26 protein-coding genes are annotated in these 25,943 nt (G+C 44.4%); 6 read left to right on the top strand and 20 right to left on the bottom strand.

What is annotated here, in order from left to right; translation table 11 throughout:
- Nucleotides 1–7 precede the first annotated feature (7 nt).
- From MC24_RS02320 to MC24_RS02240, 17 genes are all read right to left on the bottom strand, one after another.
- Nucleotides 8–898 carry a glycoside hydrolase family 130 protein gene (locus MC24_RS02320; RefSeq protein ID WP_038052172.1) on the bottom strand — a complete coding sequence of 297 codons (891 nt, stop codon included), beginning with the start codon at nt 896–898 and terminating at the stop codon, nt 8–10.
- Nucleotides 899–910: 12 nt separating this feature from the next.
- A complete protein-coding gene (locus tag MC24_RS02315; RefSeq protein WP_015919281.1) occupies nt 911–1,729 on the bottom strand; it encodes a carbohydrate ABC transporter permease in 819 nt (272 codons plus the stop codon).
- On the bottom strand, nt 1,726–2,598 hold the full coding sequence (locus MC24_RS02310; protein ID WP_038052169.1) for a carbohydrate ABC transporter permease: 873 nt from the start codon (nt 2,596–2,598) through the stop codon (nt 1,726–1,728). Before MC24_RS02310 ends, MC24_RS02315 begins: the two co-directional genes overlap by 4 nt.
- Entirely contained in the window at nt 2,595–4,751 is a 2,157-nt protein-coding gene (locus tag MC24_RS02305) for a hypothetical protein (protein WP_012896067.1), read from the bottom strand. The genes MC24_RS02310 and MC24_RS02305 overlap by 4 nt, the downstream gene beginning before the upstream one ends.
- 51 nt (nt 4,752–4,802) lie before the next feature.
- Entirely contained in the window at nt 4,803–6,134 is a 1,332-nt protein-coding gene (locus MC24_RS02300) for a hypothetical protein (protein ID WP_012896068.1), read from the bottom strand.
- A gap of 48 nt (nt 6,135–6,182) precedes the next feature.
- Nucleotides 6,183–7,439, bottom strand: a complete 1,257-nt coding sequence (locus MC24_RS02295) for an extracellular solute-binding protein (protein ID WP_012896069.1) — start codon at nt 7,437–7,439, stop codon at nt 6,183–6,185.
- 29 nt (nt 7,440–7,468) lie between these two features.
- Nucleotides 7,469–8,455, bottom strand: a complete 987-nt coding sequence (locus MC24_RS02290; RefSeq protein ID WP_011943502.1) for a LacI family DNA-binding transcriptional regulator — start codon at nt 8,453–8,455, stop codon at nt 7,469–7,471.
- 205 nt (nt 8,456–8,660) lie between these two features.
- Entirely contained in the window at nt 8,661–10,184 is a 1,524-nt protein-coding gene (rny, locus tag MC24_RS02285; protein WP_011943501.1) for a ribonuclease Y, read from the bottom strand.
- The gene (locus tag MC24_RS02280; RefSeq protein ID WP_011943500.1) at nt 10,184–10,669 is read right to left on the bottom strand and encodes a regulatory protein RecX; all 486 of its coding nucleotides are present in this window, start codon (nt 10,667–10,669) and stop codon (nt 10,184–10,186) included. The genes rny and MC24_RS02280 overlap by 1 nt, the downstream gene beginning before the upstream one ends.
- Nucleotides 10,599–11,669, bottom strand: a complete 1,071-nt coding sequence (recA, locus tag MC24_RS02275; protein ID WP_011943499.1) for a recombinase RecA — start codon at nt 11,667–11,669, stop codon at nt 10,599–10,601. Before recA ends, MC24_RS02280 begins: the two co-directional genes overlap by 71 nt.
- The gene (gene thpR, locus MC24_RS02270) at nt 11,662–12,225 is read right to left on the bottom strand and encodes an RNA 2',3'-cyclic phosphodiesterase (protein ID WP_011943498.1); all 564 of its coding nucleotides are present in this window, start codon (nt 12,223–12,225) and stop codon (nt 11,662–11,664) included. The genes recA and thpR overlap by 8 nt, the downstream gene beginning before the upstream one ends.
- 3 nt (nt 12,226–12,228) lie before the next feature.
- Nucleotides 12,229–12,750 (bottom strand): CDP-alcohol phosphatidyltransferase family protein, encoded by a 522-nt coding sequence (locus tag MC24_RS02265; protein ID WP_004082412.1) that lies wholly within the window; start codon nt 12,748–12,750, stop codon nt 12,229–12,231.
- On the bottom strand, nt 12,747–14,039 hold the full coding sequence (gene rimO, locus MC24_RS02260; RefSeq protein WP_004082413.1) for a 30S ribosomal protein S12 methylthiotransferase RimO: 1,293 nt from the start codon (nt 14,037–14,039) through the stop codon (nt 12,747–12,749). Before rimO ends, MC24_RS02265 begins: the two co-directional genes overlap by 4 nt.
- Nucleotides 14,036–14,575 (bottom strand): DUF4416 family protein, encoded by a 540-nt coding sequence (locus MC24_RS02255; protein WP_038033184.1) that lies wholly within the window; start codon nt 14,573–14,575, stop codon nt 14,036–14,038. The genes rimO and MC24_RS02255 overlap by 4 nt, the downstream gene beginning before the upstream one ends.
- Nucleotides 14,563–15,138, bottom strand: coding sequence for a helix-turn-helix domain-containing protein (locus MC24_RS02250; protein ID WP_038052166.1), 576 nt, complete (start codon nt 15,136–15,138; stop codon nt 14,563–14,565). The genes MC24_RS02255 and MC24_RS02250 overlap by 13 nt, the downstream gene beginning before the upstream one ends.
- A gap of 71 nt (nt 15,139–15,209) precedes the next feature.
- Entirely contained in the window at nt 15,210–15,887 is a 678-nt protein-coding gene (gene nfi, locus MC24_RS02245; protein WP_011943494.1) for an endonuclease V, read from the bottom strand.
- Between the two features lie 4 nt (nt 15,888–15,891).
- Entirely contained in the window at nt 15,892–16,962 is a 1,071-nt protein-coding gene (locus MC24_RS02240) for an LCP family protein (RefSeq protein WP_235280277.1), read from the bottom strand.
- A gap of 166 nt (nt 16,963–17,128) precedes the next feature.
- Here MC24_RS02240 and MC24_RS02235 point away from each other — a divergent pair, with 166 nt between their 5' ends.
- On the top strand, nt 17,129–18,088 hold the full coding sequence (locus tag MC24_RS02235) for an L-lactate dehydrogenase (RefSeq protein ID WP_038052163.1): 960 nt from the start codon (nt 17,129–17,131) through the stop codon (nt 18,086–18,088).
- Here the strand turns inward: MC24_RS02235 and ecfT are convergent.
- Together ecfT and MC24_RS02225 are read right to left on the bottom strand one after the other, a co-directional pair.
- The gene (gene ecfT / locus MC24_RS02230; protein WP_038052162.1) at nt 18,014–18,829 is read right to left on the bottom strand and encodes an energy-coupling factor transporter transmembrane protein EcfT; all 816 of its coding nucleotides are present in this window, start codon (nt 18,827–18,829) and stop codon (nt 18,014–18,016) included. The genes MC24_RS02235 and ecfT overlap by 75 nt on opposite strands.
- Entirely contained in the window at nt 18,826–21,210 is a 2,385-nt protein-coding gene (locus MC24_RS02225) for a Lon protease family protein (RefSeq protein WP_038052160.1), read from the bottom strand. Before MC24_RS02225 ends, ecfT begins: the two co-directional genes overlap by 4 nt.
- Before the next feature lie 100 nt (nt 21,211–21,310).
- Between MC24_RS02225 and minD the strand changes: the two genes are divergently transcribed.
- From minD to MC24_RS02210, 3 genes are read left to right on the top strand one after another with little or no spacing between them, the layout of a single operon-like run.
- A complete protein-coding gene (minD, locus tag MC24_RS02220) occupies nt 21,311–22,126 on the top strand; it encodes a septum site-determining protein MinD (protein WP_038052158.1) in 816 nt (271 codons plus the stop codon).
- A gap of 4 nt (nt 22,127–22,130) precedes the next feature.
- Nucleotides 22,131–22,406 (top strand): hypothetical protein, encoded by a 276-nt coding sequence (locus MC24_RS02215; protein ID WP_038052156.1) that lies wholly within the window; start codon nt 22,131–22,133, stop codon nt 22,404–22,406.
- 14 nt (nt 22,407–22,420) lie between these two features.
- A complete protein-coding gene (locus tag MC24_RS02210) occupies nt 22,421–22,819 on the top strand; it encodes a secondary thiamine-phosphate synthase enzyme YjbQ (RefSeq protein WP_038052154.1) in 399 nt (132 codons plus the stop codon).
- Between the two features lies 1 nt (nt 22,820).
- Here MC24_RS02210 and MC24_RS02205 read toward each other — a convergent pair whose 3' ends face one another.
- Entirely contained in the window at nt 22,821–23,987 is a 1,167-nt protein-coding gene (locus MC24_RS02205; protein ID WP_038052151.1) for a type III PLP-dependent enzyme, read from the bottom strand.
- A gap of 233 nt (nt 23,988–24,220) precedes the next feature.
- On the opposite strand from MC24_RS02205, the gene MC24_RS02200 reads away from it, so the two are divergent.
- Nucleotides 24,221–24,421: a cold shock domain-containing protein gene (locus tag MC24_RS02200; RefSeq protein ID WP_038052149.1), complete on the top strand. Its 201-nt coding sequence runs from the start codon at nt 24,221–24,223 to the stop codon at nt 24,419–24,421.
- Between the two features lie 96 nt (nt 24,422–24,517).
- A complete protein-coding gene (gltX, locus tag MC24_RS02195; RefSeq protein ID WP_038052147.1) occupies nt 24,518–25,912 on the top strand; it encodes a glutamate--tRNA ligase in 1,395 nt (464 codons plus the stop codon).
- The last annotated feature ends 31 nt before the right edge of the window (nt 25,913–25,943 follow it).

Below are 25,943 nucleotides of genomic sequence, written 5' to 3'. Positions count from 1 at the left end.
TCCTATATTAGCTTCTACACCATTTCATCACTTTCTCCACCGGGATCGTGGCAAGAGCAATGCAGTTGTCCGCTGCTCCGTAGTACACGTAGTAGTAGCCGTTGTATTCTATCATCGCATCGCTGAAGACCACGTTTGGAACGCCGCCGAATTTTTCCCAGTCTTCTTCTGGCTCAAGGATCGGCTCTTTCGATCTCTTTATCACCTTTGTGGGATCCTCCAGGTCAAGCAGCATGAAACCAAGGCGATAGATTGGCCGGGAAGTTCCCGTGTTTTGAACACCATGGTACAGGACAAGCCAGCCGTACTCGGTCTTTATCGGAGGGGCACCAACTCCTATCTTCAGGTCATCCCACATTCCCTGACGAGGAGATGCGATCTTCACGAAGTTGTCCCAGTGTACAAGATCGTCTGAGAAGGCAAGCCACATATCAGGTGGTATTCTGTGGAACATGACGTACTTTCCGTTGATCTTTTCTGGAAACAGCGCAGCATCTTTGTTGTCTATATCCGGTATCACAACCCCATATCTTTTCCAGGTGATGAAGTTCTTTGTCGATGCCATGGCGATTCTCACGCCACGAGGCGAATAGGCAGTGTAGACCATGTAATATTCATCACCAATTTTCGTGATCCTGGGATCTTCCACTCCATAGAGCTCGTCGTCACTCTTTGGTGAGAAAACGGGCTTTTCGAACTTGTTGAAGTGGATTCCGTCGGTGCTCACAGCGTAGCCAATCCTTGATACCATGTCCTCTCCCTGGGCTCTGTAGAGCATGTGGAAGAGTTCTCCGTCGTACACCACAGCCGGGTTGAAAACAAAGCGGCTTTCCCAGAGAAAGTACGGAGAAGGTTCCAGAATGGGATTCGCCGGGTGTCTTTCGAGTTTGAGTTCCATGCTCTCCCTCCTCTACTTGAAAGACATAGAGATTCCCTGCAAGAATTGCTTTCTGAAGATCAAAAAGATAAGAACCATGGGTATCGTCTGAATCACAGACCCTGCCATCAGCGGACCAACGTAGGCGGCGTACTCATGGTTGAAGGTGGCCAGAAGAACAGAAAGCGGCATTTTATTGTAGTCTTTCACCACCATGAGGGGCCAGAGGAAGTTGTCCCAGATTCCTATGAATGTGAAAAGACCCACGATAGAGAGGGTGCTTCTCGAGAGGGGAATCATCACTTTAAATATTATCCACAAGGTGCTCGCACCGTCAATCTTTGCAGCTTCTATGTAATCCTGTGGAATCGTTTTGTAGGACTGCGTGATCATAAAAAGACCCCACGCACTCATGAGAAAGGGAACGATCATGGCCGGGTAAGTATTGTAAAGGCCAAGTTTTCTTATCAACACAAAGAGAGGAATGATGAACATGAACCCCGGAAAGAGCATCTGAAAGATAATGAAGTTGAATACGGCATTGCTTCCTTTGAATCTGAGTTTTGCCAGACCGTATCCGATTATTGCAGAGGTCAGGACCACAGAAAGAGTCACAGTGACCGTGACAAAGACACTGTTCAGGAAAGCCCTCAGAAAGGGTCGTTCCATCTTTTCTGCCATTGTGAATATGTATTCGTAATGTTCAAGAGTTATTCTTGTTGGAAAGAACCTCGTGAAGATCTCTTCTGCTGGTTTTATCGATGAGAGAAACAGCCAGATATATGGATAGATCCATATCAAAGCAAGGACCAACATCACCCCGTGGAAGATAACCTCCTTAACCTTCTTCATACTATGGTCACCTCTTTTTCAATGACCTTTCTGATGAAGATGACTATCGAGAAGTTTATGAGAGCGGTCATGACCGCTATGGTTGTCGCGTAACTGGGATTTATCCTCTGAAAGGCGGTGTTGTACATGTATAGCATAAATGTGAGAGTTCTGTTCATCGGTCCTCCACCGGTGATCATGTATGGCTCTGTGAATATACCAAAGGAGAGGTTCACAGCGAGTATCAAAACCGTCACAATTGCCGGGTTTAGTAGAGGAAGTGTGATCTTCCAGAACTTCACCCAGGAAGTTGCACCATCCAGTTCCGCCGCCTCGAATATAGATTTGGGAATAGCCTGAAGTCCTGAGTAGAGAATGAGACCGTAGTACCCGACGAATTTCCAAGTGACCATTATCGCTATAGTCAACATTGCAAGCTGTGGATCTGTGAACCATGGTATCGTGATTCCAAACGCGTTGTAAAGAAATCTGTTTATGGGGCCTGTTTCTGAGAATATTCTCTGGAACATGATTGAGTACGCAACACCTGATGATACATAGGCAACCAAAAAACTCAGAGTCACAAACGTCTTGAAGTACTTCATGCGGTTCAGAGCGATTGCAAACAGAATCGACGCGATGAAAACCATGGGTATGAAATAGGAAAGAAAGTTCATCGTGTTCAGAAAGACCCTCCAGAACATCTTGTCTTCGAAGATCCTGAAGAAATTCTGAAGCCCCACGAATTTAGGAGATCCCACGAATTTCCATCGTGAAAAGGCGAGTATCAGCATCCAGACAAACGGATATCCCCAGAAAATAGCGGTGTATAGAAAATAGATAGAGACGAGACCCCACCCGAGCCTTGCTTCTCTTCTTCTGAGGCTCATCTTTCTCCCTCCGTACCAAACTCAAGGGTAATGGCAAATACATGCACATTTGGAGCGTTGGGTAAGGTTATCTCTTTTATAGGAGTATCAACAGGTATGCTTATCAGGTCAAGACCACATTTTATGTTCTGTTTTTCCCCACTGGCGATATATCTATAATCGAACATCAATTCCTTTGGAAGGATACACCAATCAGTGGCCGTAACTTTGAACATTTTATCATCCACAAAAATTTCAATCTCATAGTCCCCGTGATTTGCAGCCATAAGTAAGTGAAGATTTTTCACATGGATCGCCTCTTCCAACGATATTCTCTGTCCAAAACATCTCACATTATCAAGACCAGAAACCTTAAGAAGAAATGGAGTACTTTCCACAAAGATCAATCCTTCTTCAATCTCATTAGCAGGGAAATAAGCACCTACTATTCCTGCAGGATTATCGAAATTACCTGGTGATACTGGTGTTCCAAATCCATCATTGTTGAATATTTCTTCTAGATTCAAGATAGCGTAATTGCTGATCACTTCTAAAGATACTCTATAAGTCAATTTTTGTTTTTTTGATTCTTCCTCCTGGAAAACCTGACCTTCAACCAAATACAACCTGTTTTCTCGGAGATCAAAGAAAACCGATTTCACTTTTTCACCCTCTCTAAAACTAATTCCATATCTTTCTGGTACGAGTATCAACTGGTCTAAAAAGCCGCTTCCAGATAGAGAAATCCTCAAACTGTTATCCAGCATAATTTCTCCAACGTAGAAAATACCATCACCAGAGAGATTTTTCTCTATCTTTTCACCCATATTCGAATAAACTGCTAAGCTTACATCCGAGAAATTACCACTCGCAAAAACTCTATATTTCCCTGATACTCTCTGACTTTCCCATTTCAGTCTTGCATTTCCTTTAAAGGTGACAGCTGCTCCCCCTCCGAAATCCCCAGTAACAATCTTCACATCGGATATTCCTGGATTCCCGGATTCGGCCTCTAATACAATCAATCCTTTCCTTGATACAATATGGGGATTTTCTATAAGATTCTGATATCGATAAGGCAAACTCATCGCGTGGAGCACAACTCTCAGCGCGCAGATTGTGGACTCTGCACCGGCATTTCTGTTTACGTGTAAATACTCCAGTCCATCATATCCTTCTCCATTTGGACCCAGCATAGGAACACCCAATCTGTTTCCCCCGAAGAGCCATGAAGCGGCAAGGGACGTCAGATAAGCATATTTTTCTTCTCCTGTGATCTCCCAGATTTTTACCAGGGGTGTTACAATGCAATCCAAGGAATAGGAGAGTTCAGGAAAGAGATGAACGTATCTGTCTATGGAGTAAATTAGCCCAGTTGCCAGAAACAAAGGAACCTGTGATTCAAGCATTTTTTCTGCTACCTTCAGATAATTTTCTTCCCCCGTTGCAATGTACGCTTCCACTAAGGCTTCTGCGTAATGATTTCCCCATCCGTTCCATGAAAACCGTTCTTTATAAACTGAGAAGAACGTCCCCACGAAATCCTCTCGAATAAAATCTAAGAGTTTATCAGCAAATTCTTTTATGTCCTCTTTCACATCAAAAACTTTATTGTATTCACACAATCCAAGTATAAAAAGGGCAAGTCGTGAAGATGTCTCCGGCGGAGATTTCTTTACCGCATGATAGATAGCCTGGATGGAACGCAATACTTCCTCATCTTTCGTAAACTGAGCCAGTTTTGATAATCCCCAAAACGCTCTTAGGGTCCACCATGAAGAGGGGATTTTTGCGCTCGTTGGACCATGTTTGTTTATTGTTCCATCTAAGTAAGCGAAGTTGTACAGTAGACCATCAGATGCTTGCATTCGAAGAACAAACCTCGCAGCCTCCTTTGCAAGATCGAGGTATTCCTTCTTTCCGGTTTTTTCGTAAGCTTCACTGTAGAGAAGAACCACCCTCGCCACATCATCAACGCAAAAATCTCCTTCACCCTTTGCTCCAAGAACCTGATATTTGTCTCCGCGTTTTTCGGCATAAACCCAGTAACCTTTCACTTCCTGTCCTTCCAGAAAAAAATTTTGGGACAGAGATTCAAGGTGTGATGGATTAAAAGAGATTGAAAAACCGGCGATCGCTATGAAAAAAGATAAGATGAAAACTTTCTTTATCATTTCCCCACCTCCTGCTTCTTCGGGGAACTAAAAGATGGGGGAAAACCCCCATCAAAATTCTCTGAAGGGTTTCCCCCCAATCTTCAGATTTCTGAAAGATTCACTCTTTTTCTCTAAAAATCGTACGGCGGATTCTACACCTTCAGCCTCATAAATACTGAAGAGTCTGAGATGACGAACAACATCGCCGTATTTGTATCTGTTTGGCATATCTTCCAGTCTCATAGAATAGATTCCCTTTGTGGCGGAATAAACCTCGAACTCACTGGGCATCCACTTAAAAACACCATCCCTGAATTCAAGACTTTCATATATCCAGGTGTCCCCATCGAGCCATTTCCTATAGTCTGAAGGAACAAGTGGATTCTCGGGGAGTATTTCTGCCACGCCTATTCGTGCAATGGGTGAAAAGTTTGTTCTCCAGCGTTCCATGGAAGCGAATATATAAGTTGCCCCCCACCAGAGAGGTTTCATACTATCTTTTGCAGGAAAAACGATGTAGGGTAACTTATCAACCCAGGTCACTGCATTCCTTTCCAACCAATACTCGTAAGGAGTGACGCCTAACTGATCAGCCCAGATCAGTCTTCTGAAAACAGGAAGTATATGTAAAGTGTCTTCAAACAGAATTGCCAAAGGTCTTGTTACCATCGTCTGAAGTTTCATTATATCAGCGTAATTCTCGAATTCAAAAGAATTGTCAACAAGTATATCACCATTGCAGAAAATATGAACCACCAGATTTTGTATCAAACCTCTAAACTTTTCAGAGGCCAGGGTTGTCATTATACCAGCGGCAACAGGACCAGCGCCTATTATTTTCACAGAAACTATTCTGAAAGCACCTGAAGTTTCTTCATAGTGATTGCCAAGATTTCCATCAACATAGAAAGTCGATTCTGGCCAACCACTCACTCTAGCTATGCCTATTTCATCCAAAATAGTACCTTCAATATTTTCGTATCTGATGATCTTCGCAAGACCCCGTTTGTTGACTGTTGCTCCAATTTTTTCAGATTTTATCTCCCAACCAGTTTCTGTCTCAATCACATCAAAAACCTTTTCATATTCAGGTTTACTCACTCTCTCATCTGAAAACACAATTTCTCCTTTTCCTTTTGCAAGAAACACAAGATAATCTTGTGCTGAAATTTTGCCGTTTCCATCAACATCTTCCACTTGATAAGGGATTTCCTTTCCATCAAAGTAAATCCTAATACTATCCCAGACAGGCTCGAAATCTTCTGGTATTAAGTCAAGAAAATGCGAAAATTTCATAACAACAGGTACTTCAACATCCCCAGCTACTACAGGTATCGAAAAATTGGTGCCGAAAAGAACAAAACTAATTAGAAGTAACATTGACACAAAGAAACCTTTCATAATTTCACCCCCAATAAGGAAAAATAAAGGTGAGAGGGAAATCCCCCCTCACCACAGGAGTGCGTTGATTTCTTTAACAGCCTGTTTTAGAGCCTCTTCGGGTGTAGCTTTCAGATACATGAGAGGCTCCATCAGATATGTGGTCATGGCGTTCTGGACGTCTATTGTGTTGGTAATCAGCGCAGGCGGTACAGCGTAAGCCACAGCTTCTGCGATCTTTGCAAAGTAAGGATCCTTCATGTACTCGGCGAACACCGGATTCGTTCCAAGATCTTCTCTTGCGGGCGGCATCCTTGTGAGCTCGATCCAGCGTGCGTCGTTCTGTGCGTTGGAGAAGACCCATTTGATGAATTCAAAGGCTTCCTTCTTGTATTTGCAATGTTCGAACATAACGAGTCCTTTAGTATCCGCAAAGGTGTAGATTGGTTTGTCTTCGGGGTAATTATCTGGAACGGGAGGAGGTGTCATCACTATGTGCGGGTACACTTCGGGATAGTGTTCTTTTGTGTAGCTCAGGTGCCATGGTCCCATGAGCTGACCAAGGATCGTACCGTTTTCGAAAGGATCTTGGCCCAGATCCACAGCGGTCCAACCGTTCTTGAAAAGTGTGTAGATGAATTCAGCGACGGCTTTTCCGTACTCGTTATTGAAGACGGCTTTACCATTTTCGATGTAGGGTTTTCCACCACTTGCCGCATAGTAGAACGTTATGAAGTCGAACCATCTGTCCCACCAGTTTCTCCCAGCGACTGCTCTTATAACGTACTTTTCTTTCGGAACAACCCATTTCTTTGCCAGTTCGTAAATCTCAGAGTAAGTTCTTGGAGGTTTTTCGTATCCAAGTTCTTTCAGAAGATCTCCTCTCCACCAGAAGAGCATGGGGTTGGAGTAAATGGGTATGACGTAGTAATGTCCGTTGAGCTTCCAGCCCTCGAGTATGCCTCTCATTTTCCTTGCGTCCGCAAGTTTCCAAAACTCTTCTCCAAACTCCTCATCGAAAGCAACGAGAACATCCAGTTCTTCTGCGAGCTGGGCAGCAAAGCCACTGAATATGTTGGTACAAATATCTGGTGCGTTTCCAGCTGCGATAGCGTTCAAAATGGCTTCTTCAGAACTTCCAGCGGCTGGGATAACCGACCACTCGATCTGAACATCCGGATGTTCTGCGTTCCACTTTTCAACGAGTTCTTTCCAGAAAGTTTCCTGATTCGGGTTTGGTGCTGTCCAGAACACTATTTTCTTGACCTCGGCGAATGCAAAGACAGAAAGAACAACGAGCATAACAAGAAGTACTCTCTTCCACATACGTATCCCTCCTTTATAAAAGGTTGATGTTATTTTGTGCTTTTTCTCTTTACAAACTGTGTGAAAACAAGAATGCGAACAGGGTGTGGATTAATGCCAGTTAGCAATTCATGTAAGCGCTTACACGCAAGACAGCCCATTTCGTACTTGAAGACCCTCAGTGTCGTCAAAGGAGGATCGAAGTTTTCAGCATCAACAATATCGTCAAAACCTATTACAGAAACATCTTCTGGCACTCTGATACCATGCTCTTTGAGGCGTTTTATCGTCCAGAACGCGATGCTATCGTTGGAAGTGAAAATAGCTTCCGGTGTGCCATAAGAGTTCAACATGATGTCGATAACTTTTCTGGTTCCTTCTTCTGTGTCATCGCACTCATAAAATCGAGGCATTAATCCTGCTTTTTCCATTGCGTCTTTATAACCGTCGTATCTCATCTTGAAACCGTATGGATGCAGCGGACCGTGAATGTGAACGATTCGTCTGAAACCTTTAGAAATGAGGTAATTTGTCGCATAAAGCGCTCCATCGTATCCGTCACTTATCACACAATCCACACGCTCTCCGGGAATGTAATGGTCCACCAGAACAAAAGGTTTCTTCCTCGATTTGATTTCCTTCAAAGTCTTCTCCGAGAGATCTCCCCCTATGAATATGTAACCATCGGCTCCATTTGACTCAAAAAAGTTCTCGAGCATTTTCAGTTCTACATTCATTCCAAGTCTTCCACAATTTTCCTCAATGGCTCTTATTATCACTCCGTAGAACTCTCCCAAAATGCCATTGCTTTGAAGAGGCGACAGTATTCTTTTACTGGCAAACACATGGATATTGAACAGTTTTCCCTTCGAAGCAAGGAGCTTCGCTGAAATCTCTGGCTTATAACCCAGCTCTTCAATGGCTTTCCAGACTTTATATCTTGTTTTTTCCGAAACATAACCCGAACCGTTTATCACTCTTGAAACAGTTGCGATGGAAACCCCGGCAAGCTTTGCGACATCTTCTATTGTTGGCACAGATTACACCTCCTGTAAGCGCTTACATATCGTTTATACAAAAATCTCCGTGTTAAATCAAGATCTATTTCAGACGAATAACTTCAACTATTTCCAATTAAGAGAAATTATTCAGGATTATGATGCAAAATCTCAATTTTAATCAAAATTCACAAAAAACAAAAGCCCCCTGATGGGGGCTTGAAGGTTTTCCGTACCAAAACTCTTACTTTGCGTAAGCGACGCTTCTTTTCTCTCTTATCACCACAACTTTCAGAACACCAGGATACTCGAGCTCTTCTTCTATCTTTTTAGAAATATCGTAGGCGAGTTTTTCAGCGAGAGCGTCATCCACTTTGTCGGGTTCCACAATCACTCTAATTTCTCTTCCAGCCTGAATGGCGTAGGCCTTTTCAACGTACTTGAAGCTTTTTGCTATCTCCTCCAGCTTCATAAGACGTTTGATGTAGTTTTCCAGACTCTCTCTTCTCGCACCTGGTCTTGCCGCAGAGAGAGCATCGGCAGCTGCCACGAGTACTGCTTCAGGTGTCATGGGTTCTTCTTCTCCGTGATGGCTGAGAATCATGTTTATGATGTCTTCTTTTTCTCCGTATCTTCGGGCAAGCTCTGCACCTATGGTCGTGTGTGAACCTTCCAGCTCCTGATCAACAGCTTTTCCTATATCGTGGAGGAGTCCTCCTCTTCTCGCTTTGTCCGCGTTTAGCCCAAGTTCAGAAGCCATGTAACCGGCGAGCAGAGCCACTTCTATCGAATGGTTCAGAACGTTTTGGCCATAGCTCGTTCTGTATTTCAATTTTCCAAGGAGTTTCACAAGCTCCGGATGGAGCCCCATAACACCCGCTTTGAACGTCGCCTCTTGTCCAGCTTCTTTTATGGCTTTCTCCACTTCCTGCTTTGCTTTTTCGTACATTTCTTCGATCCTTGCAGGATGTATTCTTCCATCCGCCACCAGTTTTTCCAGTGTGATACGGGCTATCTCTCTTCTCAGAGGGTTAAAGCAGGAAAGAACCACCACTTCCGGGGTGTCGTCTATTATCAAGTCCACACCCGTGATCTTTTCAAACGTTCTGATGTTTCTTCCTTCTCTGCCTATGATTCTTCCCTTCATGTCGTCCGACGGAAGTGAAACGGTAGAAACGGTGATTTCTCCTACATAATCCGGTGCGTATCTCTGAACAGCGAATGCTATGACTTTCTTGGCTTCCTTTTCGACTTCTTCTTCAACCTGTTCTTTCATCTCTTTGTAGAGTTTCGCAAGGTCGTGTTCGTACCTCTGCCTGGCTTCTTCGAGAATGAGCTCTCTTGCTTCTTCCACAGTCATACCGGCAAGACGCTTCAATTCTTCGTCGATTCTTTTTTCCTTTTCTTCGACCTCTCTCATTTTCTCTTCCAGATTTGCTTTGAGTTCCTCAATCTGATGTTCCCTTTTTTCAAGGTTTTCCTCTTTCCTCGTCAGGAGTTCTTCTCTCTTTAAAATTCTTTCCTCAAACGCTCTCAATTCTTCTTCTCTTCTGGATCGCTCTTTCTCGAATTCCTCTCTGAGCCTGTGAACTTCCTCTCTTCCTTCTATTATCGCTTTCTTTTTTATCTCGTTTGCTTCTTTTTCTGCTTTCTCGATTATGGTTTGAGCGTCTTCTTTCGCTTTTCTGAGCTTTTGATTTATCTGATAACTTGCTATTAAGTATCCAATCAGAAGACCACCGGCTCCTGCTACTATGTACCACAGCATCATTCTTCACCTCCATCTATTTTATTGAGAATTTCCTCGATGAGAGAAGGATCGAACCCTCTTCTGTAGAGATAATCTCTTAACTCCCATCGATCTTTGAATCGACCTTTCAATCTCTTCAATTCTTCGTGAAAATCGATCTCCTCCAGAGCCTTTTCGATCGCTCTTTCTATGATCTCTTCATCCACTCCAAGTGATTTGAGCTTCATCCTCACAACTCTCGGTCCAAAGAGTTTCAACCGCATTTCGTCGAGTGCAAAGAGATAAGCCGCTTTTTCATCGTCCAGATATCCCTGCTTCTTCAAGGTATTAATGGTACTTTCCACTTCCTCATCTGCGAAGCCCTGTTTCTTCAACCGCTCGCGAAGTTCGTCTTCAAATCTGACTCGATACTTTAGGAGCTTCAACGCATAATTAAGAGGCTTCTTCGTCTGAAGATTTCTCTTCCTTCTTCTGTTCTTCTTTCTCCACTGATAGTAATCCATATTTTTCTCTTATTCTCCTTTCGATCTCTCCTGCTATTTCAGGGTTATCTTTGAGAAACTGAACGGCGTTCGAGCTTCCCTGCCCAAGGGAAACTTCCTCACCTTTGAGAGTGGTGTAGTAATACCAGCTACCTTTTCTTTCTACCATGCTTTCCTCAACAGCGATATTGAACAGCTCGTACTCTCTATCGATCCCTTTCCCGTATATGATGTACGTCTGAGCGGTTTTGAACGGAGGAGCAACCTTGTTCTTCACGATCTTTACACTTATCACGTTGCCTATCACATCTTTTCCTTCCTTTATAGGTTCACCCCTCCTGACTTCCATCCTCATGGTTGCGTAGAATTTCAAGGCGAGTCCGCCGGTCGTGGTTTCCGGGCTTCCAAACATAACGCCTATCTTCATTCTGATCTGGTTTGTGAATATAACTACCGCCTTGGATTTGTTCACACTTCCCGCGATCTTTCTCAGTGCCTGAGACATGAGACGCGCCTGAAGACCCACCTGCATGTCTCCCATGGCACCTTCTATTTCCGCTCTGGGAACGAGAGCCGCAACGGAATCAACAACTATGAGGTCGACCACACCACTTCTTACGAGTTCATCCACTATTTCGAGTGCTTGCTCTCCATGATCAGGCTGAGAGATGAGAAGACTCTTCAGATCCACTCCAAGGTTTTTCGCGTAAACAGGGTCCAGTGCGTGTTCTGCGTCTATGAAAGCAGCCACTCCTCCCATCTTCTGGGCCTCTGCTATGGCGTGAAGCGCGAGGGTGGTTTTTCCGCTCGATTCCTGACCAAAGATTTCCACAATCCTTCCTCTTGGGTATCCTCCAACACCCGTTGCGATATCGATGGCGAGAGACCCTGTTGGTATCACCTCTACAGGCTGAACCTGGGTTTCATCACCCAGGATCATTATGGAACCCTTTCCAAAGTTCTCTTCTATTCTCTTCAACGCTTTTTCCAGGACACTCTTTTTCTGTTTTTCATCAGACATACCTGATCAATCCTCCTTCAAACTGGCATTCGTAAAGAACTCTGTAGATGGGACCCGTCGGTGTTAACGTGGACGAGTAAATCTTGAATCTGTCCACAGCAACTTCGATGGGTGGAAAATCGATGTCTTCGATCAGTTTTTCCCATTTGTCCGGGTAGTACTTCACCCTTCCAATCGTAATGTGAGGGACGAACTTCTCTTCAAACGAAAAACCGTGGTGAGACAGCTCGTTTCTGAGCTCTTCGTAGAGTTTCATCAGGCGATCAGTGTTCTCCACTCCGAGCCAGAAGACGCGCGGAGACATCTTCCTTTTGAAGTACCCAAAACCCTTCACGGTGAACGAAAAAGAAGGAAAACCTCTCACCCTTCTACAGAGGTGTTCGGCTATTTCAGAGATTTTTTGTTCGTCAACCTCCCCCAGGAAAAAAAGTGTGAGGTGCATGTTTTCTTCAGAAACCCACGTTGCACCAAAACCTCTTCTCATGAGTTTTTCTATGATTTCAGAAGCTTGCTTCTTGACTTCTTCGTTAACATCGATAGCAATGAAGGTCCTCATGAACTATCCCTCCAATTTCGTGATTCTTGCAATATCGATCGTGTACGTAATCCAGGAGATCACCGTTACTGTGAGTGAGAGCACCACAAAAAACATGAGAAGTGCGTTACTCAAAAAGCCCATCTTGAAGAGATACGCAGCGATCAACACCACAAATTGAGAAACAGTCTTCGCCTTCCCTATCCACCTCGCTGGCACAACGTTTCCTCTGCTGGCTGCGAGTATTCTGAGCCCGTTTACAAAGGTGTCTCTTGCAAAGACAACCAGAACGTACCACAACGGAAGAACATCCAACATGGCCACTGCCGTGGATATCACGAGAATCTTGTCAGAAACCTGATCGAAGACCTTTCCAAAATCCGTTACCTGGTTTTTCTTCCTCGCAAAAAAACCATCGAGATAATCTGTGAAAGCCGCAAATACAAAAATCAGGAACGACAAAGAGATCCATCCTTCCATGTAAAACCAGACAACAGGAATTACCAGCGCCGCTCTCAACAAAGAAAAAAAGTTCGCAAGATTCATATCACTGACCCCCACATGTCGTACTCGTCGTGCTCTTTTATCACCACTTCAAGAAAGTCTCCTATCTTCCCTTTCCCTCTTACAAAAACCACTCCGTCCACTTCAGGTGCTTCCGTCCAGGTCCTTCCCACAAGAAACTTCCCTTCTTTTCCCTCAACCAGGAACTTCAATTTTTTTCCAACGAATCTATCAAGCCTGCTGTTTGAGATCTCCGCCTGGAGAAGGAGCAGTTCTTCCTGTCTTCTTTTCGCCATTTCCGGGTCAACTTTCTCTTTGAGGTTGAAAGCAACCGTTCCCTCCTCATCCGAATAAACGAAAGCTCCGAGTTTGTCAAACTGAATTTCTTCCACAAATTGCTTGAGTTCTTCGAAGTCTTCTTCAGTTTCTCCCGGAAATCCCACGATTATACTCGTTCTAAGAACCGCGTCCGGGAACCTCTCTCTGATGCTCGAAAGCATTTTTTTCAACTCTTCTGAACTCTTCGTTCGTCCCATTAGTTTCAATATTTTATCGCTTCCATGCTGCACCGGAACATCGAAATACTTCACAACCTTATCCAGTTCCAGCATTGCGCTTATTATTTCCTCTGTCAGATGATCCGGATGAAGGTACATAACCCTGATCCAGAACTCTCCGTTTAGACTGTTCAGTCTCCTCAAAAGATCAGGCAGCGCTTGCTTTCTATAGAGATCGATCCCGTAGGACGTCGTGTCCTGAGCGACGAGGATTATTTCTTTCTTTCCTTCTTTCAAAAGGTCTTCCACCTCTCGCGTTATGTCTTCTATGCTCCTGCTTCTCAGACTTCCTTTGAACGAAGGTATGGAACAGAAAGTGCATCCTCTGTCACACCCGTCGGATATCTTCACGTAAGCGTAGGGTCTCTCCTCCAGATCGATTCTTTTTCTGTATCTGTACACGGTCTCTGGTTGATCTGGAACAAGATCTGTACCATTTTCAATGGCATTCGCTATCTCTTCAGGATCTGCAACACCTATCCACTGATCCACCTCGGGAATTTCTTTCTTCAGCTCTTCGTAATAACGCTGAACAAGACAACCTTTCACAACCAATTTGTAACCATACTGATCCTTTGCATCTACAAAAGAGAAGATTTCATCTATTGATTCTCTTTTCGCGTCCTCTATGAAAGCACAGGTGTCCAACACAACCACATCCGCATCCTTCACATCGAAAACTATCTCGTGACCTCCTTCTCTCAACACACCTGCCAGGACTTCGCAATCCGCTTCGTTTTTCGGACATCCTAGAACCTTTATACCAACCCTCACTTCATCATTTTCCTCCTCTTTTTGAGGTACAGCTCCCTGATCTTTTCAAGATGCTTTTTGTACTCTTCTTCTCTGTAATTTGGATAGGTGAACTCCATGTGTCTGAATTCTCCCCGCACGTAAACCAGCGTCACCTCAGCGTAGATTCCTTTGCCTATGTAGATGCGGTTCCCCCAGTGTTTGGTGGAAGCGAGAACGAACTGAGTGTGATGAATGTATCCTGGATCTATGTTGACTTTTCTCTTTCCTTCGATCGAGAACATCTTTTCTATCTCGTTGGTTTCGCGCTTTATATCCGCCAGCTGGAAAGGATGGACGAGTCTTTCAAAACTCACAAGTCTTCCCTTCAAACCCTGTCCCATTTCTTCCGAATAGTAAAGAGTGTACTTCTCGAAATCGAGAACATCCGAAATGTAATCCATGGGCCCAAAACGTCCTTCGAGAACGGGCCTCACTTCGTTGAACCAGTAATCTATGTGCGATGCGAATATGAACATCACAAGATTCACCATGTCAGGTACCTTCACTTCTCCCATGAAACATTCACCTCGAACTTTCTGATCTTCACTGTCCACTCCTCGGAAGCCGTTTTTAGAACCACGTCGCTTCTGGATTCGACAATATACTCTCCTTCTTGAAGAGGAATCTCTCCACTCACACTTTTACCGTTCACAATCGTCTCCTCTGGTGCAACAAGATAAGCAGGTGGTGTCTGCCGCAGTTTCACATTCTCCACCGCTGAAAACAGAAGAAAAACCAGTCCTGCTATCAGAAAAAAGAACATCACCAGGTCCCTTGTTTTCTCTTTCTCCTTCTTTTTTCTCGGCTTCTTCTCTTCAACTTCTTCAGCTACTTCTTCCTTGCCTTCTTCGTACAGTTTGAGCATCTCATCTGGGGAGAGTTCGAGAAACTCCGAGTATCGTTTTATGTAACTTTTTATATAGACTTCTGCGTCAAGTCCCTTCAGATCGCCTTCCTCGATCCGCTTCAATTTCGATGGATTTATGTTCGTGAACAGAGAAGCGTCGAGAAGGGTTATTCTTCTTTCCTCCCTCTTTTTTCTGAAAGTCTCACCGAGTTTCTTCCATTTTTCGCTCAAAACAATCTCCTCCAGACCCCCGTGTCTGGTATCCTGAGGCTGAATTTATTTTATCACAGCCGAAAAATCTTTCAGAAAAGGCCTTTTTTGAGCCGTTGTGTGTAGATGTGTGCCAGTCTGGTGGGTTCCGGTATCCTTCTTCCGGGTAAGGTAAAAGCCTTGATCAGTCTTTTCGAACTTTCAATGTCCATGAGATGGCCCGGAGACACGAAGATAGGAGCACTTCCTTCCTTTGTTCTGATCACACAGCCTATTATCTCCTCGCCGTCGTAGAGATAACTCCAGGAACACCTTTTATCTTCAGGCATTTTGAACGTTCCATACAGTCTGGATTTTGCCACACCAATGGTCGGGATCTCTATGAAGAGTCCCATGTGGGAGGCTATCCCAAGTTTTCTGGGATGTGCCAGTCCCTGACCATCGAAGACCACAACATCGGGTTTCGTTCTCAGCTTTTCCCAGGCCTTCAAGAACAGAGGTCCTTCTCTGAAAGCAAGGAGCCCCGGAATGTAGGGAAAAGTTATCTCTCCCCTTTCAGAAACGACCTCTAATATTTTGAAAGAAGGATATTCGAGTACCACTATCACCGCGAGCCCTTCTTCTTTTCCCGGAAACGAAAGGTCCACTCCCGCCACGTACTCGGGCTCTCCTTCGTATGGAGTGAGTTTTATCTTCTTTCTGAGTTCGTTCTGCACTTTTATCGCTTCCTCCGGAGGAAGATCCCATCTGTGAAGCTGCCTGTAATCCATCGAATCACTCCCTGAAATCGTCTATCAGAATCAAAGCAGATACCGGAAAATCGGGATATATTCTGTTCTTTGCGAGGCTTTCCAGTATCGTGTAGTACATCGTGTAATCTTCCGGTCTGTCGAACCTGTGCACCGTAAAATGCCTGGAAGGATGCGCTTTCCTCAGAATTTCCAGGATATAGTCCTCCTTTTCCGGTTCCCCTATGAAGACATGGTCTCCCTCGAATTTCTGCGATATTCCCACGTCTTCCCAGACAACACGGTCCGGTTCGAATCCAACCCTGTCTTTCCACACTCCCCTCAGGTTGGCTTCGAATACCCTCGAAACAAGCGATGAGGTGTTCACAACGAGGAAGTTCACGCGGTATTTTTCCTGAACACTGCTTCCAATGAGATTCTCTTTGAAAGAAACGAGTCTTTTTTCATCCACAAAGATGCTTCCGTCGCTATCCACATTGTACGGAAGTGTCGAAAAGCTCACCCTAACACTGTTTTTCAATTTAGAAAAGAGTGTTAGAATCTCTGGAAGACCGATATCCGTTTCGATGTAAGGACTTATCTTTTTGTAAAGTACGGAAATTTCGAGAGGATTTCTTGAAAGGGCCTTGCTGAGGAGTTTCTTCAGTACATCCTTCTGTCTTTCTATTCGGGCAAGATCCCCCATGGAGTCTTTTCTGTATCTTATGTACGCAAGAAGCTGTTCTCCATTCAATTTGTAAGGAACCCCAGGTTTGAAATCTATGACGAGATTCTGCGACAGATCTTCATAAAACATGACCTCGTTCGGTATCACCTCTATTGGTCCCAGTTCATCCCCGAGTATTTTGAAAGCCTCGTAGTTGAATATCACGTAAGAATCCGGCTTCTGTCCCAGAAGTGATTCGATGATCTGAAATAGTTTTTCCATTCCATAAGTGTTGTAAATCGCGTTGATCTTTTTTCCCTCTATCATCAAATCCCTGGGTATCGATACAAAAGAGAGATTTCCTTTTTTCCAGTCCAGCACACCAACAACTATCACATCGGTTCGAACGGTGTGTTCGATCTCTTTATCTTTTCCCAGAACGAGAAACACGTAAGGGTTTTTCACCTCACCCTTGAAGAGATAAGATACCATCTTATCCAGTAAAAAGAAGGATGATATAATTAAAAAGAAGGCTAAACTAATTGAAAGTGACAGAAAGATTTTCTTCAACACGATATCACCCTGACTGTATTCTATCACCGGGGAGGTGATTCTGATGAAAATAGGTATCATAGGGCTTGGAAGGGTCGGTTCCAGCACAGCCTTTGCACTTCTGATGAAAGGTTTTGCGAGGGAAATGGTTTTGATAGACGTCGATAAGAAAAGAGCCGAAGGAGACGCACTCGATCTCATTCACGGAACACCTTTCACAAGAAGAGCGAATATCTACGCTGGAGATTACCCAGACTTGAAAGGATCAGATGTGGTGATCGTTGCTGCGGGAGTGCCTCAGAAACCTGGAGAGACAAGGCTTCAGCTTCTTGGGAGAAACGCAAGAGTGATGAAAGAAATAGCGCGAAACGTCTCCAAATACGCTCCCGATTCGATTGTCATCGTGGTCACGAATCCCGTTGATGTCCTCACGTATTTCTTCCTCAAAGAATCCGGAATGGATCCCAGGAAAGTGTTTGGTTCCGGAACGGTACTCGACACAGCAAGGCTCAGAACGTTGATAGCACAGCATTGTGGATTTTCTCCAAGAAGTGTGCATGTGTACGTGATAGGAGAACACGGAGATTCAGAGGTTCCCGTGTGGAGTGGCGCCATGATAGGAGGTATTCCTCTAAAGAACATGTGTCAGATCTGTCAAAAGTGCGATTCGAAAATACTGGAGGAGTTCGCTGAAAAAACCAAAAGAGCCGCGTACGAGATCATAGAAAGAAAAGGTGCCACCCACTACGCTATAGCGCTCGCCGTAGCTGACATAGTGGAGAACATCTTCTTCGACGAAAAGAGAGTGTTGACGCTTTCCGTCTACCTCGAAGATTACCTTGGTGTAAAAGACATCTGTATCAGCGTCCCTGTGACCCTTGGAAAGAACGGTGTGGAAAGAATTCTCGAACTGGAATTGAACGAAGAAGAACTGGATGCCTTCAGAAAGTCAGCCTCCATATTGAAGAACGCCATCGACGAAATAACGACCGAAGAGAACAAGCATCAGAACACCAGCGGTTGAGAGGACATAGATTGTATCTATCGGTTTCCACTTTATGTCTTTGAACCGTATTCTTGGAGGCTCACCTGTGTAGAGGCGGGCTTCCATGGCTACAGCCAGCTCTTCGGCTTTTCTGAGGGCCGATATGAGAAGAGGCACTATTATCACCACGAGCGCTCTTATTCTGTCGAAAAACTTCCCTCTTTCGAAGTTTGCTCCCCTGGCGATCTGAGCCTTCAAGATCCTGTCCGCTTCGAGCGCCAGAATAGGAACGAATCTCATCGCAATAGTCATCACCATTCCTATTTCATGGCCGATTTTCCTGGCACCGAATATCGAGAAGATACTTTCTATGGCCCTGGCAGAAAGCAAGGGAGGAGTGGTGGCAGAGAAATTCTCGGCGAGGAGGATTATGAGTACCAGTCTGAGCATGATGTAAACGGCAGACCATATGGCTCTGTCGGTGATTATCCAGAAGATCTTTTCACCCTCTGGTGAGGAAAAGAACTGAATCAGAACCGCAAACACGAGGAAGAACCAAAGACTCCTAAGTCCCGCAAGGTAAACTCTGAATCCTGTTCGGCTCAGAAACATAAGAAGAAAAATGGCCAGACCCGGCACAAGGTAAAGCGAAAGATCGGGTACGATCAATATAGCAGAAACGAGAAAGATCATACCCAGGAGTTTCGCTCTTGGATCGAGTCTGTGAACAATTGAATCAACCGGGATGTATCTTCCTATCAGAACCGTTGGCAATCTCATTTTTTACCCTTTCTCTTCTTTTTCTTTCTTTCTTCTGAAACCCCGTCGAGGAGCTTTTTCATCTTCTTCAATTCGCGGTAGACCAGATAATTCACGCTGTCTCTTTCGAATTTCCCGGTCTTTGTAATCTTTCCAGCCTTCATTCCCATAACGATCTCAATCGCGTCGTCTATGGTTTCCACGGTCCATATATGAAAGAGACCTTTCTTCATAGCCTGGACGATTTCATCTTTCAGCACCAGATTTTTCGCGTTGGCTTTGGGTATGATCACACCCTGTTTCCCATCGAACCCACGGGTTTTACAGGCCCTGTAAAAACCCTCTACTTTTTCCACGATTCCCCCAACGGGTTGTACCTCACCGTGCTGATTTATGGAACCAGTTACGGCTATTCCCTGTTTTATGGGCACCTTAGAAATAGCAGAAAGGAGAGCCAGTGCCTCCGCAAGTGAAGCGCTGTCTCCCTCCACTTCACTGTAAACTTGCTCGAAACTGATAGACGCACCGACAGAAAGCGGAAAGTCCTGAGCGTATCTACTCCCTAGAAATCCCTCCAGTATGAGAACTGCCTTACTGTGGATTTTCCCACTCAAATCTGCTTCACGCTGAATGTCAACAACACCTGGCCTCCCAAGATAAACCTTCGCAGTGATTTTCACTGGAACACCGAAAGAATGATCACCAAGATCGAGAACGGTAAGACCGTTTATCTGTCCCACTCTGGATCCGGTCACCTCTATCATGAGATCGAATGTTTTTATCATTTCGTCGTACTTTTCTTCGAGGAGATTTACTCTGTTCTCCATAGCCTGATAGGCCTTGAGAACGTGATCGGAAGTGGTAACTTCTGATCCTTCAAGTCTTGCAAGTTCCCCCGATTCAACTATGAGATTCACTATGTCTCCAAAAACAGCGGAAAGCTTCGTGCTGTTTCCGGCGTTTCTCATTGCGTACCATATGACTTTCTTCACCGCACCTTTGTCGAAGTGAGGAAGGTTTTTTTCTCGACAGACGGACGAGATGAAGGATACGTACTTCTGAACGTTCAATTCGTTTCTGGGTATCTCCCAGTCGAACTCCGCTTTTATCCTGAACAGTTTCCTGAAGTCTGGATCGAGTTCGTAAAGGAGTTCGTACAGGTAAGGTGTACCAATGATGACAACTTTCAAATCAAGGGGTATTTTTTCTGGTTTCAGAGTGATCGTGTTTGAAATTCCCAAAGTATGTTCAAGATTTTCAACGGAAATCTGAGTTTCCATGAGAACCCTTTTCAGGTTGTACCACGCGTAAGGTTGACTCAAAAGTCGTTCGGCTTCAACGATCAAAAAGCCACCATTTGCTTTGTGGATACTACCCGGCCTTATCATATTGAAATCCGTGTGGAGAAAACCACCTCTCACATAGTACTCAATCTTCCCGAACAGGTTGGAATAAGAGGGATTTGTTTCATAAATGACAGGAGCTCCAGTGAGATCCGAGTTGTCTACGATTAAATTCAAAGAGTACTTCCTCATATAGATCTCTTTTCTCTCCCGAGCGTCCATTCTCAAAAAGTCTAGAAGGTTCTCTACGATATCCTTCTTTATAGATTCGAGAAATTCCCTCACGGCTTCGTTTTCGAATTCACTCTCCACTTCAACAAAGAGTGGATCAATGGCGAAGAGGGCCGTTCTTTTGTGGAATTCTTCGAGGGATTTTCTGAACTCGATGTCCAGCTTCCTGATTCTGTAGAGCGTTCCGTCCACCAGGTGCTTCAACTTCATCTGCCTTTCTTCGATTTCTTTTTTGGCCTGATCTGGAAGAGCATCCACCATCTCCGGTGAGAGTGGTCTGCCATCCACCACAGGCAACATAGCGACACCGGCTGGAGTCAGCTGAACCATGAAACCGAGCTCCTTTGCTTTAGCCTCCAAACTCTCCCAGAGCTGCTTTCTCATGAGAGCGTATTTTTCTTCCTTTTCGGAAATTTTTCTTGCGAACTCCTCACTTTCGAAGGATTTATTCAAAACTTCGACCACTTCGTTGATCAAATCTTCGAGTCTTCTTTTAAACCTTCTTCCCTGTCCCGCTTTGAAAGAAATAGCCTTTGGTTCATACGGATTCTCAAAATTGTAAACATATCCCCAGTCATTTGGAACGGGAAGTTTCTTCGCAACATCCTGGAGCATCATCTGGACAAAGGTTCTTCTTCCCGTTCCCGTCACTCCCGTGACGAAGATGTTGTAACCCTTTTCTTTGATTCTTATTCCCGTCTCGATAGCCTCCTTTGCTCTCTTTTGACCTATGAAACCCTCGTTTGGAGGGACCTCTTCCGTGGTCTGGAAATTCAAAAAATCAAGGTCGAAATTGTTTATCTCATCGGGCTTCAATTTTCTGATCATCGTCCCACTTCCCTGTGAAGTAATTTTCTGTACGATCACATTTTATTGTACAATATTTTGAGGAGAAAACTGTTCGGGTGAACAAGAAAGGGTGGGATTGATGGGAAATGTCATAGTTGTAACTTCCGGTAAAGGAGGGGTGGGTAAAACCACCGTAACGGCCAACCTTGGATGTGCCCTGGCCAAACTCGGGGAGAAGGTGTGTCTCATCGATGCCGACATAGGCCTGAAAAATCTGGACATAGTCCTCGGACTCGAAAACAGAATCGTTTACACCATGATAGATGTAGTGAACGGTAAAGTCTCTCCTCAGGAGGCTCTTGTCAAACATAAAATGCTGAAAAATCTGTATCTTCTTCCTGCTTCACAGATAGCCACGAAAGAAATGGTCTCACCAAACGACATGAAGGCCATTGTGAAGGAACTGATACCACATTTCGACTACATCATAATCGATTCTCCAGCCGGCATCGAAAGGGGATTCAGAAACGCCGTCGCTCCGGCTGAAAGAGTGCTTGTTGTCACGACTCCCGAACTTCCTGCAATCTCTGACGCAGATCGTGTGATAGGGCTTCTGGAAAACTTTGGATTTTCCGATGAGAAGATAAACGTGATCATAAACAGATTCAAACCGCACATGGTGAAAAAGGGCGAAATGCTCACCACTGACGATATCAAACATACACTATCATTGGAGATTATAGCTGTTATACCAGATTCAGAGGATATCATAGTTGCCTCAAACACGGGAATTCCCGTTTCACTGAACGGAAATTCGAAAATTTCCAAAAACTTTGAAAACCTCGCAAGAAGAATTCGAGGAGAGGGCGTGCCTTTGGAGAACGACTTTGTCACCGTTTCGAAAGGTTTTCTCGATGCATTGAAAGACTTCTTCTCAAAACTCAAGAGGGGATGATATCATGAAGTTCCTATTTTGGGAGTTCGGAAAGAAGAATAAGAGCAGAGAAACGGCCAAAAAAAGACTGGAACAGATAGTTGGAACAACTAAGAGAAAACAGATGAACATAACAGAGATCATTCCAAAAGAAATGCTCGATAAGAATTCGGATAAGATAAAAGAAAGAATCGCCAGCTGGCTTTCCGAAACCTTCAATGTCGAAAAAGAAAAGATAAAGATAGACTTCGAAGAAAGAGAAGGCCACGTGGTGATAATCACAAACGTGTTCTTCAAATGAAGGGAGGGAAGTTGATGTTGAAAAGACTCACAGTTCGAACTTCTTCACGAACACAGTTCGTGGATATCACTTCGGAGGTTGTGAAAGTCATAGAAGAATCTAAGGTGAAAAATGGTATCTGCGTGGTTTTTGTTCCCCACACCACCGCGGGTATCACAATAAACGAAAACGCTGATCCGAGTGTGCGACAGGATATAATGAACACGATGAACAAACTGGTACCACCATCGGCTGGTTATACCCACCTAGAAGGAAATGCCGATTCTCATATAAAAGCATCAGTGTTGGGGTCTTCTGTCACGCTCATAATAGAAAACGGACGCCCCCTCCTTGGAACCTGGCAGGGAATATATTTCTGCGAATTTGACGGTCCAAGGACGAGGAGCGTTTACATAAAGGTTGTTGAGGGATGATTCAATCCAGTACACGCGTTCTGATTTTCTCTTCTATCGAGATCTCTGTGAGCTCCTCGATGAAGATCATCTTTGGTGGTTCTATTCCGTTGAAACGGGTGTTGTACTCCACTGTGTAAGCCCCCGCGTTTATGAAGCACACAAGATCGTTCAAGGTGATGCTCTTTGGAAGAAAGATTCTGTCGTATATCACATCGACGCTGTCACAGGTGGGACCCGCCAGATGGTACTCTTCGAGTTCCTCTCTTTCTTTTCCGAGAACCCTGACCTCGTACTCGAAGTTCTGGATGGTTTCTGCAAGCCCGTGAAACACTCCCGCGTCGATGTAGACCCATTTTTCACCGGATCTTTCGCTCTTCAAAAGCACCTTTGTGACGAGCCAACCCGCTTCTCCGACCATATACCTTCCAGGCTCGGCTATCACTTTCAAATTGTGGACAAACCAGAGATTTTCGTCTATTGCCTCTTCGATGACTTTTCCTATCTCTTCCATACTCGGAATCGGCTTTTTGTGTTGAACGGGAAAGCCTCCTCCAATGTTCAAGAGGAAAAGATTCAAACCGGATCTCATGGCTTTCTTGAACACTTTTCCTGCGACTTCGATAGCCTTTTTCCAGCTTTCGGGATTCAGATTCTGAGATCCCACATGAAAACTCAACCCCGCGGGTATCAGTTTCATCTTCGAAGCATAAAAGAGAATCTGAAGAGCGTGCTCTGGATTGGTTCCGAACTTTCTGGAAAGGGGCCAGTCCGCGTCTGCACCATCTGTTTCCATCCTCACAAAAACGAAACTTCCAGGAGCGTTTATAGCAACCTTTTCCACCTCCATTTCACTATCCACCGCAAAGAGCCTTATACCATTTTTGTACGCGAACGCGATGTCTTCCTCTCTTTTTATAGTGTTGCCAAAACTCATTCTTCTTCCATTCACCCCAAGTGCCAATAGCTTCTCTATCTCTCCCTTGGAAGCCACATCGAAATTGCACCCCAATCTGGCAAGAAGGGAAATGATGCGCGGATGCGAGTTTGCCTTCACCGCATAGTAAATATCCGCATCTCTGAGAACAGATTTCATTTCCAGATACTTCTTCTCCACGACCGACAAGTCGAAAAGAAGGAAAGGTGTTTTCACCACTTCGAGGGCTCTTCTAATCCAGTATTCCATCATGGACTCCTCCTCAATGGGATATAGTTATGCATATAAAGAATAGTGAAAAAACTCTTTCATAAAAAGCCCCTGGAAGTTAAATTAATGTGTCTTCAGAATAACACTAAGATTTCAAAACATCGTAACCCTTTCATGATGAAGAAAAAAAGATTTTTGACAAAGTCGTATCCGGGGTGTACACTTAGGAAGTACCGCCTTGAGCGGAAAGATTTTTAAGAAGGAGTGATTTCTTCATGAGAGGTACGGTTAAGTGGTTCGACTCTAAGAAAGGCTACGGTTTCATCACCATGGAGAACGGAGAAGACATCTTCGTTCACTGGTCAGCGATCCAGATGGATGGTTTCAAGACCCTCAGGGAAAACGAAACAGTCGAGTTCGAAATCCAGAAAGGTACCAAAGGACCTCAGGCTGTCAACGTGAGACCTGTTAGATAATAGAGGTCGAAACCGAATCCAGGCCCCGGTGTTTATCACCGGGGCTTTTTTTGATATATTAAAAGTCGGATCAAAAAAATCAGGAGGTGCTTCGAATTGGTAAGAGTCAGGTTCGCTCCCAGCCCAACGGGTCATCTCCACGTTGGTGGAGCAAGAACAGCTCTTTTCAACTGGATGTTCGCAAGAAAAGAGGGTGGAAAGTTCATCCTTCGAATAGAAGATACCGACCTCGAGAGAAGTTCAAGAGAATATGAACAGCAAATTCTGGAATCTCTGAAGTGGTGCGGTCTCAATTGGGACGAAGGACCTGATGTAGGGGGAGACTTCGGCCCTTACCGACAGAGCGAGAGACTCGAAATCTACCAAGAATACGCTGAGGAATTGGTGGAAAATAGAAGGGCCTATTACGTGGTTTACGACAAAGAAGATCCTACCAGAGAACTCTTCACAACTTACGAGTATCCAGACGAATACAAAGAGAAAGGCCATCCCGTCACCGTAAAGTTCAAAGTGCTTCCTGGAAAAACCTCTTTCAACGATCTTTTGAAAGGCTACATGGAATTCGACAACTCCACCATAGAAGATTTCATCATCATGAAGTCGAACGGTTTCCCAACCTACAACTTCGCGGTCGTGGTGGACGATCATCTCATGAGAATTTCCCATGTGTTTCGTGGTGAAGATCACCTTTCGAACACTCCAAAACAGCTCATGATATATGAGGCTTTTGGATGGGAAGTCCCTGTGTTCATGCACATTCCACTGATACTGGGACCGGATCGAACACCTCTGAGCAAAAGGCACGGTGCCACTTCTGTTGAACACTTCAGAAGGGAGGGCATTTTGAGCAGGGCTTTGATGAACTATCTCGCACTTCTTGGCTGGAGAATGGAAGAAGACGAGATCTTCACAATAGAAGAGAAACTTCAGTCATTCGATCCAAAGGATATCTCAAACAAGGGGGTTATCTTCGATTATCAGAAACTCGAATGGGTGAACGGGAAACACATGAGAAAGATCGATCTCGAAGATCTGAAGAAAGAATTCATCGAATGGGCAAAGTACGTGGGAAAGAAAATTCCCCCTCTGGATGAAAGATATTTCATAGAAACTCTACGTATATGCCGGGAAAAGGTGAACACACTCTCTCAGCTGCACGACATCATGTATCCATTCATGAGCGATGATTACGAGTACGAGAAGGACTATGTGGAAAAGTTCTTGAAGAGAGAAGAAGCCGAGAAGGTACTCGAAGAAGCGAAAAAAGCCTTCGAAAATCTCAACAGCTGGAACATGGAAGAGATAGAAAAAATATTGAGAAATCTTTCCGAAACGGTCTTGTCATCGAAAAAAGTGGTCTTTCAGATCATCAGAGGAGCAGTTACCGGAAAGTTAGTAACGCCTGGTCTTTTCGAAACCATAGAAGTGTTGGGAAAAGAAAGAACACTGAAAAGACTTGAAAGAACCTTACAGTTCTTAAAGAAGACTTAAAAGAACATGCATTATAATAGTTAAGGGTGAT

It is taken from the genome of Thermotoga sp. Mc24 (assembly GCF_000784835.1).
Lineage (GTDB): Bacteria > Thermotogota > Thermotogae > Thermotogales > Thermotogaceae > Thermotoga.
This window is presented reverse-complemented; position numbering and strand designations above follow the sequence as displayed.

Bases quoted from the DNA above. Each gene is read 5' to 3' on its own strand.
- MC24_RS02320 (WP_038052172.1), bottom strand. From the start codon at position 898: ATGGAACTCAAACTCGAAAGACACCCGGCGAATCCCATTCTGGAACCT.
- MC24_RS02315 (WP_015919281.1), bottom strand. From the start codon at position 1,729: ATGAAGAAGGTTAAGGAGGTTATCTTCCACGGGGTGATGTTGGTCCTT.
- MC24_RS02310 (WP_038052169.1), bottom strand. From the start codon at position 2,598: ATGAGCCTCAGAAGAAGAGAAGCAAGGCTCGGGTGGGGTCTCGTCTCT.
- MC24_RS02305 (WP_012896067.1), bottom strand. From the start codon at position 4,751: ATGATAAAGAAAGTTTTCATCTTATCTTTTTTCATAGCGATCGCCGGT.
- MC24_RS02300 (WP_012896068.1), bottom strand. From the start codon at position 6,134: ATGAAAGGTTTCTTTGTGTCAATGTTACTTCTAATTAGTTTTGTTCTT.
- MC24_RS02295 (WP_012896069.1), bottom strand. From the start codon at position 7,439: ATGTGGAAGAGAGTACTTCTTGTTATGCTCGTTGTTCTTTCTGTCTTT.
- rny (WP_011943501.1), bottom strand. From the start codon at position 10,184: ATGCTGTGGTACATAGTAGCAGGAGCCGGTGGTCTTCTGATTGGATAC.
- MC24_RS02280 (WP_011943500.1), bottom strand. From the start codon at position 10,669: ATGGATTACTATCAGTGGAGAAAGAAGAACAGAAGAAGGAAGAGAAAT.
- recA (WP_011943499.1), bottom strand. From the start codon at position 11,669: ATGTCTGATGAAAAACAGAAAAAGAGTGTCCTGGAAAAAGCGTTGAAG.
- thpR (WP_011943498.1), bottom strand. From the start codon at position 12,225: ATGAGGACCTTCATTGCTATCGATGTTAACGAAGAAGTCAAGAAGCAA.
- MC24_RS02265 (WP_004082412.1), bottom strand. From the start codon at position 12,750: ATGAATCTTGCGAACTTTTTTTCTTTGTTGAGAGCGGCGCTGGTAATT.
- MC24_RS02255 (WP_038033184.1), bottom strand. From the start codon at position 14,575: ATGGGAGAAGTGAAGGTACCTGACATGGTGAATCTTGTGATGTTCATA.
- nfi (WP_011943494.1), bottom strand. From the start codon at position 15,887: ATGGATTACAGGCAGCTTCACAGATGGGATCTTCCTCCGGAGGAAGCG.
- MC24_RS02235 (WP_038052163.1), top strand. From the start codon at position 17,129: ATGAAAATAGGTATCATAGGGCTTGGAAGGGTCGGTTCCAGCACAGCC.
- ecfT (WP_038052162.1), bottom strand. From the start codon at position 18,829: ATGAGATTGCCAACGGTTCTGATAGGAAGATACATCCCGGTTGATTCA.
- MC24_RS02225 (WP_038052160.1), bottom strand. From the start codon at position 21,210: ATGATCAGAAAATTGAAGCCCGATGAGATAAACAATTTCGACCTTGAT.
- minD (WP_038052158.1), top strand. From the start codon at position 21,311: ATGGGAAATGTCATAGTTGTAACTTCCGGTAAAGGAGGGGTGGGTAAA.
- MC24_RS02215 (WP_038052156.1), top strand. From the start codon at position 22,131: ATGAAGTTCCTATTTTGGGAGTTCGGAAAGAAGAATAAGAGCAGAGAA.
- MC24_RS02210 (WP_038052154.1), top strand. From the start codon at position 22,421: ATGTTGAAAAGACTCACAGTTCGAACTTCTTCACGAACACAGTTCGTG.
- MC24_RS02205 (WP_038052151.1), bottom strand. From the start codon at position 23,987: ATGATGGAATACTGGATTAGAAGAGCCCTCGAAGTGGTGAAAACACCT.
- MC24_RS02200 (WP_038052149.1), top strand. From the start codon at position 24,221: ATGAGAGGTACGGTTAAGTGGTTCGACTCTAAGAAAGGCTACGGTTTC.